The sequence below is a fragment of the Arenibacter lacus genome, from assembly GCF_008711145.1.
GTDB lineage: Bacteria > Bacteroidota > Bacteroidia > Flavobacteriales > Flavobacteriaceae > Arenibacter > Arenibacter amylolyticus.
Genome location: NZ_VVIN01000004.1, coordinates 97046 through 111165 on the forward strand (window position 1 = coordinate 97046; position 14120 = coordinate 111165).

The window sequence follows — 14120 nt, forward strand, 5'->3', positions numbered from 1 at the left end:
AAATTGTTGTTTTCATAGAAACTGGTGTCAATTGAAAAATTAGGAATTAGAGGTCTTCAATGGAAGTGGGGGAATTGTCTGTCCTATATCCCAGCATCTTAGTAAAAAACTTCTGTATTGCCTTGGTGTCTGCTTTTATCTGAATATAATACTCGTCCCTGTAAATGGTATATAGTCCCAAATCCGTTTTGTATAGCGATAATTTATAATAGGGGATAATGAGTCCGAAGGTCTCCAATAAAGATCTAAATCGTATAATGATTCCCTGAGGGCGGAGTTCTATATTGCAAGTATTTGTGTTATTGTCTAAGAGCAGTAAATTCTTTATTTGACTACTGCTGTCCACGATAAACAGTTTGGGAGAGCCTATACCGTTTAGGGCAAACCGTTCTTTTATAGTAAATGGCTTGCCTACTTCCTTGTCTATTTTTCGGAAGACTTCTTTATTGTTATAGGAAACGTTGAGTAGCATTCTAGTTTGTTTTTTCCCTACTAGGGCTTTTGTTAGGGCGTTATAGCATATAAAGTTAAAGAAATCTTCTTACTTCCATGGCTGTATGGGTACATCATCTCGTAGTAACAAGAAAATTGTTTAATTTTGCAGGCTTAAACACCAGAACTTAATGAACATTCAAGAAGTCTTATCCCAGAAGGTAAAGGAAGCAGTATCCGAAATATATCAGGTAGAATTGCCCACGGTAGAGTTTCAACCTACCCGTAAGGATTTTGCCGGGGACCTAACGGTCGTTATTTTCCCCATGTTGAGGGTGGTGAAAGGAAACCCTGTGCAAATAGGGGAGCAAATAGGTCAGTACTTAAAAGATAAGGTAGAAGAAGTTCAGGATTTTAATGTGGTAAAAGGGTTTCTTAACATCATTATCAGTGATGCCTATTACCTTCAGTTCTTTAAAGGAATATTACCTAATCCAGACTTTGGTTTGGTAGGCCAAGAACAAGATAAGGCTGTTATGGTGGAGTACTCCTCGCCAAATACCAATAAACCCCTCCATTTGGGACATGTTAGAAATAATTTGTTGGGATATTCGGTGGCCGAAATTCTAAAAGCAGCTGGGAAAAAGGTATATAAAACCCAAATAATTAATGACAGGGGAATCCATATTTGTAAAAGTATGGTGGCTTGGCAACATTTTGGTAATGGGGAAACTCCGGAAAGTACCGGACTCAAAGGCGATAAGTTGGTAGGTAATTATTACGTGGCCTTCGATAAAGCTTATAAGTCGCAAATAGAGGATATGGTGGCCCAAGGTGTAGATAAGGAGGTGGCAGAGAAAGAAGCGCCTATTTTATCGGAAGCTCAGGAAATGCTAAGAAAATGGGAGGCAGGAGATCCAGAAGTGGTTAAGTTGTGGGAAACCATGAATTCCTGGGTCTATGATGGTTTTGATGTGACCTATAAAAATCTAGGAGTAGATTTTGATCAACTATATTATGAAAGTGATACCTATCTATTAGGTAAGGATTTTGTGGAAGACGGATTAAAAAGAGGTGTTTTTTACAGGAAGGACGATGGTAGTGTGTGGATAGACCTTACCGATGAGGGCCTCGATGAAAAGATTGTGCTTAGATCCGATGGTACTGCGGTTTATATGACCCAAGATATTGGAACTGCCATACAACGGGTAAAAGATAATCCAGACGTTGGTGGAATGGTTTATACCGTAGGGAACGAACAGGACTATCATTTTAAAGTACTCTTCCTGATCTTAAAAAAGTTGGGCTTCAATTGGGCAGACAACTTGTACCATTTAAGTTATGGGATGGTAGACTTGCCAAGTGGGAAGATGAAAAGTAGGGAGGGAACTGTAGTAGATGCCGATGAGTTGATGGAGGATATGGCCCGTACTGCCGCCGATATTTCCGAGGAACTTGGTAAGTTGGAAGATTATTCGGAAGAGGAGAAGCAAGAGCTCTATAAAATTATAGGGATGGGAGCTCTTAAATATTACATTCTAAAGGTAGATCCCAAAAAACGCATCCTATTTAATCCGGAGGAATCAGTAGATTTTCAAGGAAATACAGGGCCGTTTATACAGTATACCTACGCAAGAATCCAATCTATCCTAAGAAAAGGAAAGGAATTGAACCTAAATGCCTCTGAGCCATCAAATTTGGTTGAAATGCATGAGAAGGAAAAGGAGCTTATAAAGCAACTTCAATTATTTCCTGAAACCATACAACTTGCCGCAGAAAATTTTAGTCCGGCTTTAATAGCAAATTATACCTACGACCTGGTGAAAGAGTTTAACTCCTTTTATCAAAACGTATCCATTTTAGGGGAGTCGGATGAAAATAAACGGATTTTCAGAATTCAACTGTCAAAAAAGGTAAGCGAGGTTATTAGCACTGCTTTTGGGCTTTTGGGAATCCAAGTGCCAGAAAGAATGTAGGCTTTTTCATGTTCATTTCCTAGTTAGTAAAGCTGGATGGGCTGTCTAATGATGACCTTTTGGATACCTCTGGGTCTTTAGTGTATTTTCTATTTATTCTTTCTAAATTGCGGAATCAATATTAAATCCCGGTAAGGGGCGATTGCGTAAATTTTGCTAAAGAGACCTTTAATTTTATATTTCATCAGCTTGCTGATCCTTCCCTTGATGGGGAAGGGCGTTGCGCAAGAATACTCCCTGCTTTCCGAGGAAGATAAGTGGAAGCTTAGGTTGCGTTCGCACGTCTTAATCGATATTGATGAGGTGAAAGACTCCAACTTAGCTACCATAATGCAGGGGAAGGCTCCGCTGGCTGTGTATGTCCCAGAAGCCAGAGAACAATACCAGAGCTTTTTAAAACAGCTAGTTTCAGGGAAGGATGCCGTGTTGTTATGGGGCGGTAATTCCTTAAAGAATTTGGATTTCTCTATTGATAGTGTATCTGTAGTGCCCATAGATCTGGTAGATGCCCTGCCGTGGAATGGAAAGGCTAAAGAAGTAGATTCCTTGCAGTTTACTGTGAGTAAAGAGCTAAGCTTGGTGGTGCTGAAGAATGAGCACCCTATGAAGGACAGTCTCTTGTTGCAACTTTGGAGAGCAATGGGCAGGGTGCCTAACTTTCTACAAGTAGACCCGTCCAAATTCTTAGGGGCCGATAGTTTGGTACAGGAGTTAAATAAGGTGAAACGGGTTTTTGGGACGGTGAATTCCAAAACGGGACCCTTAAAGGATGTAGGGTTCAAGAATCATAAAAACCTACGGGTGAACGCCTATTTTAGTCTTCCAATGGAAGCTGTGGATGATTTGCCGGTGTTTATCCCCTATAAAGCAGGATATTATTTCTCCCCAGACATTATTCGTACCACGGCAGATAATAGTGGCAATTTAAAAGAGTTTGTCGGCTTTCCTTTAGACCCAGAGTATGGGCTTACCGATCATTTTTCTTTCAGTCCTACGATTAGGAATATTAGCAGAAAAAATAATAAGGAGCTTATTGTAAATAAGGTTCAATTAGAGGAAGATAGAAATCGTGCTACGGTTGGCTATTTTAATGATGGCGCTTATGTGGATGCCGGTCTGGATAGTAGAATGGCCTTGCAAGGTAGTTTTACCATCGCAGCATGGATCAAACCAACTGTCCTCAGTAACAACAACAGTATTTTGGGCAAGGGGGAGAATTTTGTGTTAAAGCTACATAAAGGCTTTCTTACTTTCACAATGGCCGATATAAAAGACTATATCTCCCGCTCCTCTCCGGTCCCGGTGGACCAATGGACTCATGTAGCCCTAGTGCATTCCAAATGGAACCACGAGCTTTCCTTTTTTATAAACGGGGTGCAGACAGATAAAATCCAGTTGATTGAGGATTATGATACCTCGGACTATAACTTGGTGGTAGGGAGTAATTTGTGGCAAGAGTTTTTCATCGGTTATCTAGATGATATTAAAATATGGGATCGGGAACTTAATCCCTCTGAAATAAAAGAGGAATTCAAGGGAGACTCCATCGCGAAGGCCAAGGGGTTAAGCGGATTTCTTATACCACTAATTGTGATAGGGCTGCTCCTGTTGGTGTTTTCGCTGTATGGCTATCGGAGAAGAAAACGGACAATACGGAAGGCTGGCGAGCCCGTTGCTACTTCTATAGTAACTGCAAGGCAGGTAAATCCTAATTTGGAGCAGGAACGTGCGACCTTTGTGGAGAGTATCCACTGCTTTGGTCCGCTTAAGATTATCTTAGGAGACGGGGCCGATATCGCAAAAAAGCTTTCCCCTAAGCTTAAACAGCTCTTTCTTGTTGTGCTGTTGTATAGTATGGGGGATAGGAAGGGGATTAGCACCAAAAAACTTACCGAATATCTTTGGCCTGGAATGAGTCCAAGCAGGGCCAAAAATACCCGAGGGACCAATATTCAGAATCTAAGGGCAATATTGGCTGCTTCCACTACCATTCAATTGGTCTTTAAGGATAGGCACTGGGTGCTAGAAATAGGGGATGACTGTTTCTGTGAATACAGGGAGGTGCTCTATTACCTAGATTTCTTCCTTAAGACGGATATTGGGGTTATGCAATTAGAGAAAACCTTGCCAAAACTACTGACTATCCTTAAGGAAGAACGCTTTTTGGCGAATATAGAGGATGCTTGGTTAGATCCCTTTGTGGAAGAATTAAGTAATAGGGTATTGGAAGTCTGCCAAGTAGTTGTATCCAGGTTATCGTTGGAGGAACATCAGGTGCTACTCCAAGATTTGGCGCAAGTGATGTATATCTATGACGATTTAAATGAAAATGCCCTGCAGTTAAAATTAAAAATACTAATTCTCCAAGGGAAACTAAGTACAGCCCATTCGGTCTATGACAAATTTTCCAAATTGTATCAAAAACTTTACGGGGAAACATACCCTGTGAAATTTGAGGAGATCATTGGAAATTCTATGGTCTAATCCTCATTTTGTGAAAGGTTTTTAGAAACATTTCACTTTTCCTGTAAATATTACCCCAAATATTACCCCTATTTTTACGCAGTGTGGTGTTTCTTTGACGAAGTAAATAGCACATATTCATATAATTAATAGAAATAGTATAGGAATCGATGAAGAAAAATTCAACAAGCCGGAGGGATTTCGTAAGAAAATCCCTTGTGGCAGCTGCAGGGATCAGTATTATTCCAAGACATGTAATGGGGGGAACCAATTTTATAGCCCCAAGTGACCAATTAACAAAAGCGGTTATTGGAGTAGGAGGCATGGGACAAGGCCATTTAACTTATGAAGGAACCAGACTATTGGCCATTTGTGATGCCGATGCCAATCACTTGGCCAATACCCTTAAAAAGGTTGGTAGTGGGGTAACCGGATATCGCGATTTTCGTGAGGTGTTGCAGCGCCCGGATGTCGATATCGTACATATTGCCACACCACCGCATTGGCACGGATTAATGTCTATTATGGCTGCAGAGGCTGGTAAGGACGTTTGGTGCGAAAAACCAATGACCAGAACCATTGGGGAAGGTAAAAAAGTGGTGGAGGCCATGGAACAACACGGGAAAATGTTCCGTTTAAATACTTGGTTCCGATTTAAAGATAACTTTTACGGCATGGGTACCCCAGTAAGAAAATTAAAGAAGGTAGTAGATAGTGGTGCCTTGGGATGGCCGCTAAAAGTTACCATTAGTGGGGTTACTGGGTTTAACTGGAAATTCTATTGGGTGGGAAAGGAAAATTTAACCCCGCAGCCCGTACCTTCAGAGTTAGATTACAATATGTGGTTGGGTCCAGCTCCGGAGAAGCCGTATCACCCACACAGGGTACATGGTACTTTTAGAGGGTATTGGGATTATGACGGTGGTGGTCTTGGCGATATGGGCCAGCACTACATAGATCCTGTGCAGTATTTCCTAGGGAAGGATAATACCAGCCCGGTAAAAGTGGAAGTAGATGCCCCAGAACAACATTATGATGCCATCGGTACCTGGAGAAAAGTAGTCTATACGTATGCAGATGGATGTCAAATTATTCTTGATGGAGAGAACAAAGACAAGGATGCTGCCTATATAGAAGGACCTAATGGAAAGATCTATAACGGATTTAAGTCTACCATCCCAAATATTGAAGGTTTAATCAATAGTATGCCCGATCCTGAAGAGCAGATTACCGAATTCTCGGAATCGGTAAGAACGAGACAGAAATTTGCCTTGAACGAGGTAAACGGCCATAGATCTTGTACTGTTGTAAATATGGGGCTTATTGCCTTGCGTTTAGGACGTACCTTAGAGTTTGATCCGGTGAAGCAGGAATTTATCAATGATGAGGAGGCCAATAGACTGATCGATCAACCCATGAGAACCTCTTGGGCATATTAATCAATAAGAAGAATTTAAACGATGAATAATTTATATAAAACCATAAGTGTGCTATTGTTGTTCGTTAGCGCACAAGTTATCAATGCACAGGACAACAGAACCTTAGATACCAAGGTTGCTGATATTTTGGCACAATTGCCAACGGAAGATTTGGAGCATTCCGATCGATTGATGCAAGAGCTTATAGAACTAGGGGAAAATGGAATACTGAAATTTACCGATAGGTTAATTCCCCTGGGAACAGGAGATGATACCGTAGTACGATACGCCGTAAACAGCCTAGCAATTTATAGCGGTGGATTGCAGCCTGCAATAGAAAACGGCGTAGTAGAAAATGCGTTGTTAAAAGCGCTGAATAAGGCTTCGGACCATGAGGTGAAAACCTTTCTTATAGATAGGCTCATCTATTGCGGGACAGATGCTTCGGTAGCGACCTTAAGCGAATTGCTAAAGAACGATGCACTTTATAAGCCAGTTCTTGCTGCCCTTACTTCTATCGGAACAGAGAATGCTGCCAATGCCATATTGGATGCTGCCAATTATGCGGCAGGGGATAAGTTGGCCGATTTGCTTCATGCCTTGGGAACGCTAGAGTTTGCTCCTGCAGTTGATGCCATATACACGGCACTTTCTTCCTCTTCTAAGGCAGTGCAGCAGCAAGCCTTAATGGCACTGGCCAATATTGCAAGTCCTGCTTCTTACGAAGTGCTAGAAAAATGGGCTGCCAAGTCTAACTTTCAATTAGACGACACCAAAAGTATTATAGCCTTTATCCATTATGGAAATACCCTCCAGAAACAAGCTAATAAGGCCTTGAGTAATAAGGTTGCCAATACCCTGCTTAAAGAATGCAAGAGCGAGGATCAATTGCATTTTAGGTCTGCCGGAGTGCACATCTTAAATAAAAATGAAGGTAGGGGTGCTACTAGGGTATTGCTGAAGGAATCCAGAAATAAAAATACCGCCTATGTAGGTGCTGTTTTTGATGCTGCGGGGGAAGAGTTATCATCTGCTGAGGTGGCCAAATGGGCAAAACAATATAGGAGGGCTGCTGCGGAAACCAAGCCCTTACTTATCAGAATGCTAGCCAAAAACAAGGAAGAGGTAGTGTTTCAATCGGTTCTCCTAAGAGCTGTGAAGGATAAGGATGTTGCGGTGCGTATTGCCGGAATTAAAGCATTGTCTTACCAGGACAAATCCAAGGCTTTGCCCGTATTGTTCAACAGTTTATTAACTGCCAAATCTCCTAAAGCCTTATTGGCTATTGAAGAAACCTTGTTGAGGTTGGTTAGCGCAGAGGACAACCAGTTGTTGGCAGATCAACTGGCCGTAGTAGGAGAAGAAGCCAAGGTAGTATTGGTAAATGTATTGTCGGCCAGAGATGCCAAGGAGCAGTTTAATACCCTTCTTTCGCTACTAAATCAAGGAAGTGAAAAAGTGAATACAGCCGTTTACCAAGCTCTGCCGTCCATAAGTGCGGAAAAAGATTTACCTGTACTATTAGGACTGCTTAGTAAAACGGATCAAGAGAATCAAATAGGAAACGTTCAGCGAGCGTTGCTTCAAATTGTAAATAATGGGAACGGTAAATTCTCCAATACCCTATACGAGGCATACGATGCAGCATCGGATAAGACTAAGTTGTTGCCGGTGTTGGCTTCCTTAAGTAGTGATAAGGCATTGAAGTTGGTTTCCCATCAATTGTCTACTGGGAATGATAAGGAAAAGATAGTTGCTCTTAACGCCCTATCCAATTGGAAGAATAATGATGCCATTCCCTACCTATTTCAGTCGGTGAAAAACGTCAAGGAAGGGGAGATCAGAAAAAAATCTTTTGGAAATTATCTTACCAAAGTAGTCCGCTCCAACTATCCTGACGATCAAAAATTGCTTTTGATTAGGAAATTGATGCCCGAGGCACAAAACACAGGGGAAAAACAACAGGTATTGAGGGCTGCAAGAAATGTGAAGACCTTCCTTTCTTTGGTCTTTGTGTCCGAGTACCTAAATGATGAGGAGCTGGTTACTACAGCCTCTAATGCGGCTATTGCCATCGCGCTACCGACCCCAGGTAAGAATAATGGCCTTAGTGGGGATGTGGTGCGTGATATTGTTTCTAGGAGCGTAGATAACTTAACCGGTCCTGATAGCCAGTATATTAAAATTGACGTAAGGGAGTTTTTAAATAATATGTCCAATGACCCAGGTTTTCTTCCCATCTTTAATGGAAAAGACTTTACAGGTTGGGAAGGCTTGGTGCAAAACCCGATTGCACGATCCAAAATGTCTGCCAAGCAACTGGCAAGGGAGCAGGCAAAAGCCAACGAGCAGATGATGAGGGATTGGTATATAGAGGATGGTGTTATTGGTTTTAAAGGAGAAGGATATAACAATATCTGTACGATTAAGGATTATGGCGATTTTGAAATGATCGTAGACTGGAAAATTACCAATGGTGGGGATTCCGGAATTTACTTAAGAGGTACTCCACAAGTACAGATTTGGGATACTGCCCTAGTAAAAGTAGGTGCCCAAGTAGGGTCTGGCGGACTCTATAACAACCAAAAGCACGAGAGCGATCCGTTGGTGGTTGCAGATAATCCGGTGGATGAGTGGAATACGTTTAGAATTAAGATGGTAGGAGAACGGGTTACCGTTTATCTAAATGGGGTGCTGGTAACGGATAATGTAGTTTTAGAAAACTACTGGGATCGTAGCCAATCCATCTTTCCAAAAGAAGCCATAGAATTGCAGGCGCACGGAGAAGATCTCGGTTTTAGAAATATCTACGTAAGGGAAATAAGCTCTGGAGGCGATCAATTGTCCGATGCTGAAAAGAAAGACGGATTTAAATCGTTGCTTACTGGAAAGGAATTGGACCATTGGACGGGAAATAAAACCGATTATATTGTGGAAAACAATGAGTTGCTGGTGCGCCCAAAACAAGGAGGCCATGGTAACCTATATACCATCGAAGAGTATTCGGATTTTATCTTTAGGTTCGATTTTAAACTAACTCCTGGTGCTAACAATGGTTTAGGGATTCATGCCCCTCTTACCGGAGATGTTGCCTATGTAGGGAAAGAATTGCAGATCTTGGACGATACTGCCGAGATATATGCCAACTTAGAGCCCTACCAGTACCATGGTTCGGTATATGGGATTATGGCTGCCCAAAGAGGCGCATTAAATCCGGTTGGGGAATGGAATTCCCAAGAGGTGATTGTAAAGGGAGATCATATAAAGATTACCCTAAACGGAAAAGTAATCTTGGACGGGAATATAAAGGAGGCCACCAAAAATGGGACCTTGGATAAAAAAGATCACCCAGGATTGTTAAGGAAAAAAGGACATATCGCTTTTCTGGGACATGGCTCAGAACTAGCCTTTAGAAACATTAGAATAAAGGATCTGTCCAAATAAATTATACTATAAATATATAATCGGAGGTTTTGGGGAATGTTCCCGGGACCTCCGATTTTTTTATAGCTATCCTGGCAGAATCATACTTTTTTAATTAGAAGGACTGGCAACTGCCCAGTGTGGTTACAGCCTAAAAATTCATCCTAAAACTTACATTAGGGGTAACCCCTAATGACACCCTATTGATAGTTTCTATTTCGTTTTCATCGTTTAAACGATAGTAGGTGTTAAGAATGTTCTTTTTGTTCAATATATTCAATACGGAAGCACCAACGGTGGCCTTTATACTACTTCCCAAATTAAAATTATAAAGAAAGGATGCGTCTGCCCTTAGGTATGCTGGCAACCTGCTACTATTGGGTTCCTGGTAATTTATTCTATTGGGAAAGGTGCTGGTGTCTATGGCATTGTTTCCCTCCTGTGGTTGGGTGTAAGGTTTTCCGGTGCGGTAGTTGGCTCCTAGTCCAATCTTAAAATCATTAATGGTGTAGGTGCCGGCAAAGGTAATGGTATGCCGTATGTCTAAATTATTGGGGAATGTATGCGGTACAAGGTCCTTAAAATAATAGTTGTTGTAGTTATAGGTGTAACTTAACCAAGTGCTATAGGTATTGGTTTTTTTGTTGATAAGGAACTCCAGACCAGAAACGTCATAGCTTCCAATTTCACCATTAAATTGATCCTTGTTTTGAAATCCTTGGGTAGCAGTACTTATACCCTCTACCTTTTTATAGAAACCCTCAAATCCTACATAAAGGTTGTTCTTATCATAGTTGAATCCTAAGGAGGCTTGTTTGCTCTTGGTAATGGGTAGCTTTTGATTGTCCGATAAAATCCACCTTCTTTTTTCTATGCCTAAAAAGTTTTGCTCTAGATCTATGATCTGGTTAGAGGTCTGACTCTTAATTTCTGCCAATGCCTCAACTTTTAGATCCCTGGTGATGGCGTAGTTGAGGTTAATCCTAGGCTCTACTAAAAGGGCGTCAAAAGTGTCGAAAGTTTTTAGATTGTTAATGTAGTTTAATCGGGCACCTCCGCGGGCAAACCATTTGTTATTGGGGGAGCGGTAGGCCAATTCGGAAAAGAAGGAGTGAGTGAGTATTACACTCTTTATATTGCTTCTATAGGCAGGCTGCGTTACTACGGTCCGGTTGGTAATCCCAGTTTCATTCAATTGGTATCCGTTAAGCCAATTTAGGGTGTTTCCCAGCTGGTAGTTGGTATTCAATTTTATGGAATTCTCCAATACTTGGTTTTTTTGGAATAGCTGCTGTGATTCTGAAACCGAATTTTGCGTATCCAGATCGTACCGGGTATAGTATGCGTTTAAGTGGCTTGAGAATCGCGGAGTCCAGCTACTTTGTAAGCTCCCTCCAATAGAAAAGTTTTGCTGTTCTAGAAGACTCTGTTTATGGTCGTTCTCTGTGGTTTCATTGTAGTTGAGGTGATTGTCAATGTGAATAAAACTGACTCTTGCCTTGTGTTTGTCGTTAATGTCATATAAAATTTTTCCAGTAACATCATAGAAGTAAAAGTCCTCTTTTTGGATAAGGCCCTTATTGTCTTCGGTAGAATTACCAGCTCCCACCTCACTGTCTTGAAATGCTTTTTCAAAAAACCGGTCATAGGTAGGAGTTTTTAAAAAATCCGTGGTAGATCGCCTTCCGGAGAATTGAAGCGAGACCTTTTCACTCACCGGAACGTGTCCAAATACGTCGCCACTCAATAAATTAAAGCCGGCACCTCCTACAAAGTGCTGTTTCACCTTATTTTTGGTCTCTATGCTTATCACACTACTTACGCCATCGCCATATTCCGCACTGGTCCCATTTTTTATCAAAGTTACTTTCTCTGTCAAATAGGGATTGAAGGCAGAGATTAACCCGAAGAAATGCCCGGATTGATACATTTTAATGCCGTCGTAAAGAATTAGGTTTTGATCGTTGGTGCCGCCTCGTACATTGATGTCCGATACTGTTTCGTCTACACTTTTTATTCCCGGTAGTGCCTGTATGGTTTGCAGTACATCGGGTTCTATAAGGCCTGGTAAAATTCCAATTTTGCCCGTATTTAAAACAATGCTGGCATCCTCTTCCTTGCTAATTCCCGTTGTTAGAAACTGATATACCACTACCTCGTTCAATTCCTCATAGCGGGTTGCTAAGGGGATTAGGCTGCAAGGCGCAGGCCCTGCCAATTCTTCCGCAACAATGTATTTGGTCTTGTATCCTAGATGCTTAATAGCGATATATGCTTTTCTAGGGATGCCAGAGAGCTGAAACTGACCATTGGTATCCGTAATAATGTGTTTGGGGGTGCCCAATACCTCAATCGTGGCACTGCTTAGGGTGCTGTTCTCAAAATTATCTACCACCAATCCGCATATATCCACCAGCGGATCTTTCACAATCGTATAGTAGCGGTTGTTGAGCTTTGAGATTCTCAGGCCTGTTTGGACCTCTAGATCCTTAAGTATTTCATCCAATAACTGGGAGGCGGGTAGGGTAACCCTAATAGAGCGGATATCGTCATCTATAAAAGAGAATTTTACGTTATGCTCCCTTTCCAGTTGCTCTATATAGGGTGTAAGGGGTAGAATTTGGGGGGATTTTTCCTGGGTGCTTCCCATAAATGGAACAAAGAGAAGCGAAAAATAGATTAAAACTGCAACGTATTTAGGGCGTCTCATCATAGAACAGCACTTTATTGCCTTCCAGTACATATTTCATGCCAGAAGGAGCACTTATACTATGCAACGCTAGATTTTTGTCTGTATTGCTGAATGACCCTGTAAATAATTGATTTAAGTCGATATTCTTGGTTTCTACCTCTACGTCAAATTGTCGCTCCAATTCTTGCAGAACAAATTTTAAAGGAACGCTTTTAAAGGAACTTTCCTGAAGTAACCAAGAAGGTTGTTGCGCCTCTGCTATGGTATAGGTTGTTAATTGTCCGTTGATGACCATAAGGGCTTGGCCTGCGGGAAGTTCAATGTCTTTTTCTTTATAACGTACGCTTACCAATCCTTCATAACAGCTCACCTCAAAGAAATCTTCTCTGTTTTCTACATTAAACTGGGTCCCAAGCACTCTTACTACCCCCATATTGGTAGTAACGTGAAAGGTTTCCCCTTTAGCTACCTTAAAGAAGGCTTCCCCTTCTAAAACGATATTTCTGTTTTTCTCCCATTTCTTTTTTTGGTAAGAAATCTTGGAGCCGGCGTTTAATAGCACCTCGGAATTATCCGGGAGGGTAACAGCGGCCCGTTCTGCATACTGGGTACTTACAACCTGATCCATGGAAGCGGTGTTGTAAAAATAAGAGATACCAACCACCAATGCTATTACCGCTGCAATTCGCAGGTATTTTTTGAAAGAACCCAAAGTAACCACCTTACCGCCTTGGTCACTGTTCTTCCTATGATCCAGGTCGTGCTTAGCTTTGGCTATATCAAATTCCGGCGCTTCCATTGAAGCGGTGGCGTCCACTATTTTTTTATAGGTCGCATATTCCTTGGTGGCCTTAAACTTGGTGACCTCCTCCTCGGAAAGCTCGTTGTTGAGCCACTTTGCCAAATAATTTTCTTCCATGGTAATCTGCTTTATATCAGTATAACAACTTAAAGAGTGGAAACCCTACCATTAATGTTGAGATATTTATATTGTGTTGAGATTTGATTTTTATTAAAACGCTTTGATGCCATTTTTAGTAACTAATAACTAGTAGGTGGTATTCAGTTTTCAGGCAGCAATAAAACTGGTGTTAGTCTTGTTTATGCAGGGAAGTTTTATTTTGCCTACTGCCTACTGCCTACTGCCTATTGCCTATTGCCTATTGCCTACTGATCACTTACTACTATAAAATCATATTCCATCAATCTGCTCCCGAAGCGTTTTCAGAGCTAGATGCATTCTTTTTTCGATGGCTTTAACGCTTACTCCTTCCATTTCCGCGATTTCTGCATATTTTTTTCCATCTATCCGATTAAGTAAAAAGGTGGTGCGCTGATTCTCTGGGAGAGCTTGTAGCGCATTGTCTAATTTTTCCTTAAACTCTTGTTGTTCCAAAATAAACTCTGGGGACTCATATTCCGTGCTGGGGCCCTTCTCCTTATACTTTAGGCGTACCTTTTCTGCTTTTATTACATTTAGGTACAGGTTGTTGGCTACGGTATAGACAAAAGACTTAGCTTTCTGCGGGGAAACCTTGGCACAGTTCTCCCATAGTTTTATAAAAGCTTCCTGTACCGCATCATAAGCCTTCTCCTCATTCCCAAACTTATAGTATATATAATTGAAAATAGTTTTGGAGTGGGTGCTAAAAATGGATGCGTACACCTCTTCCTCGCAAACATTGTTTATATTATCTGCCTTCAAACTCTTGTTTT

8 protein-coding genes are annotated in these 14120 nt (G+C 41.4%); 4 read left to right on the forward strand and 4 right to left on the reverse strand.

The window, feature by feature from the left end; all coding sequences use genetic code 11:
- Positions 1–46: 46 nt before the first annotated feature.
- The gene (locus tag F1E73_RS03070) at positions 47–472 is read right to left on the reverse strand and encodes a hypothetical protein (RefSeq protein WP_150451061.1); all 426 of its coding nucleotides are present in this window, start codon (positions 470–472) and stop codon (positions 47–49) included.
- A gap of 151 nt (positions 473–623) precedes the next feature.
- On the opposite strand from F1E73_RS03070, the gene argS reads away from it, so the two are divergent.
- The 4 genes from argS (at position 624) to F1E73_RS03090 (ending at position 9733) form a co-directional block, all read left to right on the forward strand.
- The gene (gene argS / locus F1E73_RS03075; RefSeq protein WP_150451062.1) at positions 624–2408 is read left to right on the forward strand and encodes an arginine--tRNA ligase; all 1785 of its coding nucleotides are present in this window, start codon (positions 624–626) and stop codon (positions 2406–2408) included.
- Positions 2409–2561: 153 nt separating this feature from the next.
- Positions 2562–4892: a LamG-like jellyroll fold domain-containing protein gene (locus F1E73_RS03080; protein WP_191088977.1), complete on the forward strand. Its 2331-nt coding sequence runs from the start codon at positions 2562–2564 to the stop codon at positions 4890–4892.
- A 149-nt stretch (positions 4893–5041) separates the two neighbouring features.
- Entirely contained in the window at positions 5042–6310 is a 1269-nt protein-coding gene (locus tag F1E73_RS03085; RefSeq protein WP_086476080.1) for a Gfo/Idh/MocA family oxidoreductase, read from the forward strand.
- A 21-nt stretch (positions 6311–6331) separates the two neighbouring features.
- Positions 6332–9733 (forward strand): DUF1080 domain-containing protein, encoded by a 3402-nt coding sequence (locus F1E73_RS03090; protein WP_150451064.1) that lies wholly within the window; start codon positions 6332–6334, stop codon positions 9731–9733.
- Between the two features lie 130 nt (positions 9734–9863).
- Here the strand turns inward: F1E73_RS03090 and F1E73_RS03095 are convergent, their stop codons facing one another.
- From F1E73_RS03095 to F1E73_RS03105, 3 genes are all read right to left on the reverse strand, one after another.
- The gene (locus tag F1E73_RS03095; protein ID WP_223883341.1) at positions 9864–12425 is read right to left on the reverse strand and encodes a carboxypeptidase-like regulatory domain-containing protein; all 2562 of its coding nucleotides are present in this window, start codon (positions 12423–12425) and stop codon (positions 9864–9866) included.
- On the reverse strand, positions 12409–13323 hold the full coding sequence (locus tag F1E73_RS03100) for a FecR family protein (protein WP_150451065.1): 915 nt from the start codon (positions 13321–13323) through the stop codon (positions 12409–12411). The genes F1E73_RS03095 and F1E73_RS03100 overlap by 17 nt, the downstream gene beginning before the upstream one ends.
- A 273-nt stretch (positions 13324–13596) precedes the next feature.
- Entirely contained in the window at positions 13597–14094 is a 498-nt protein-coding gene (locus F1E73_RS03105; protein ID WP_086476165.1) for an RNA polymerase sigma factor, read from the reverse strand.
- Positions 14095–14120 lie beyond the last annotated feature (26 nt).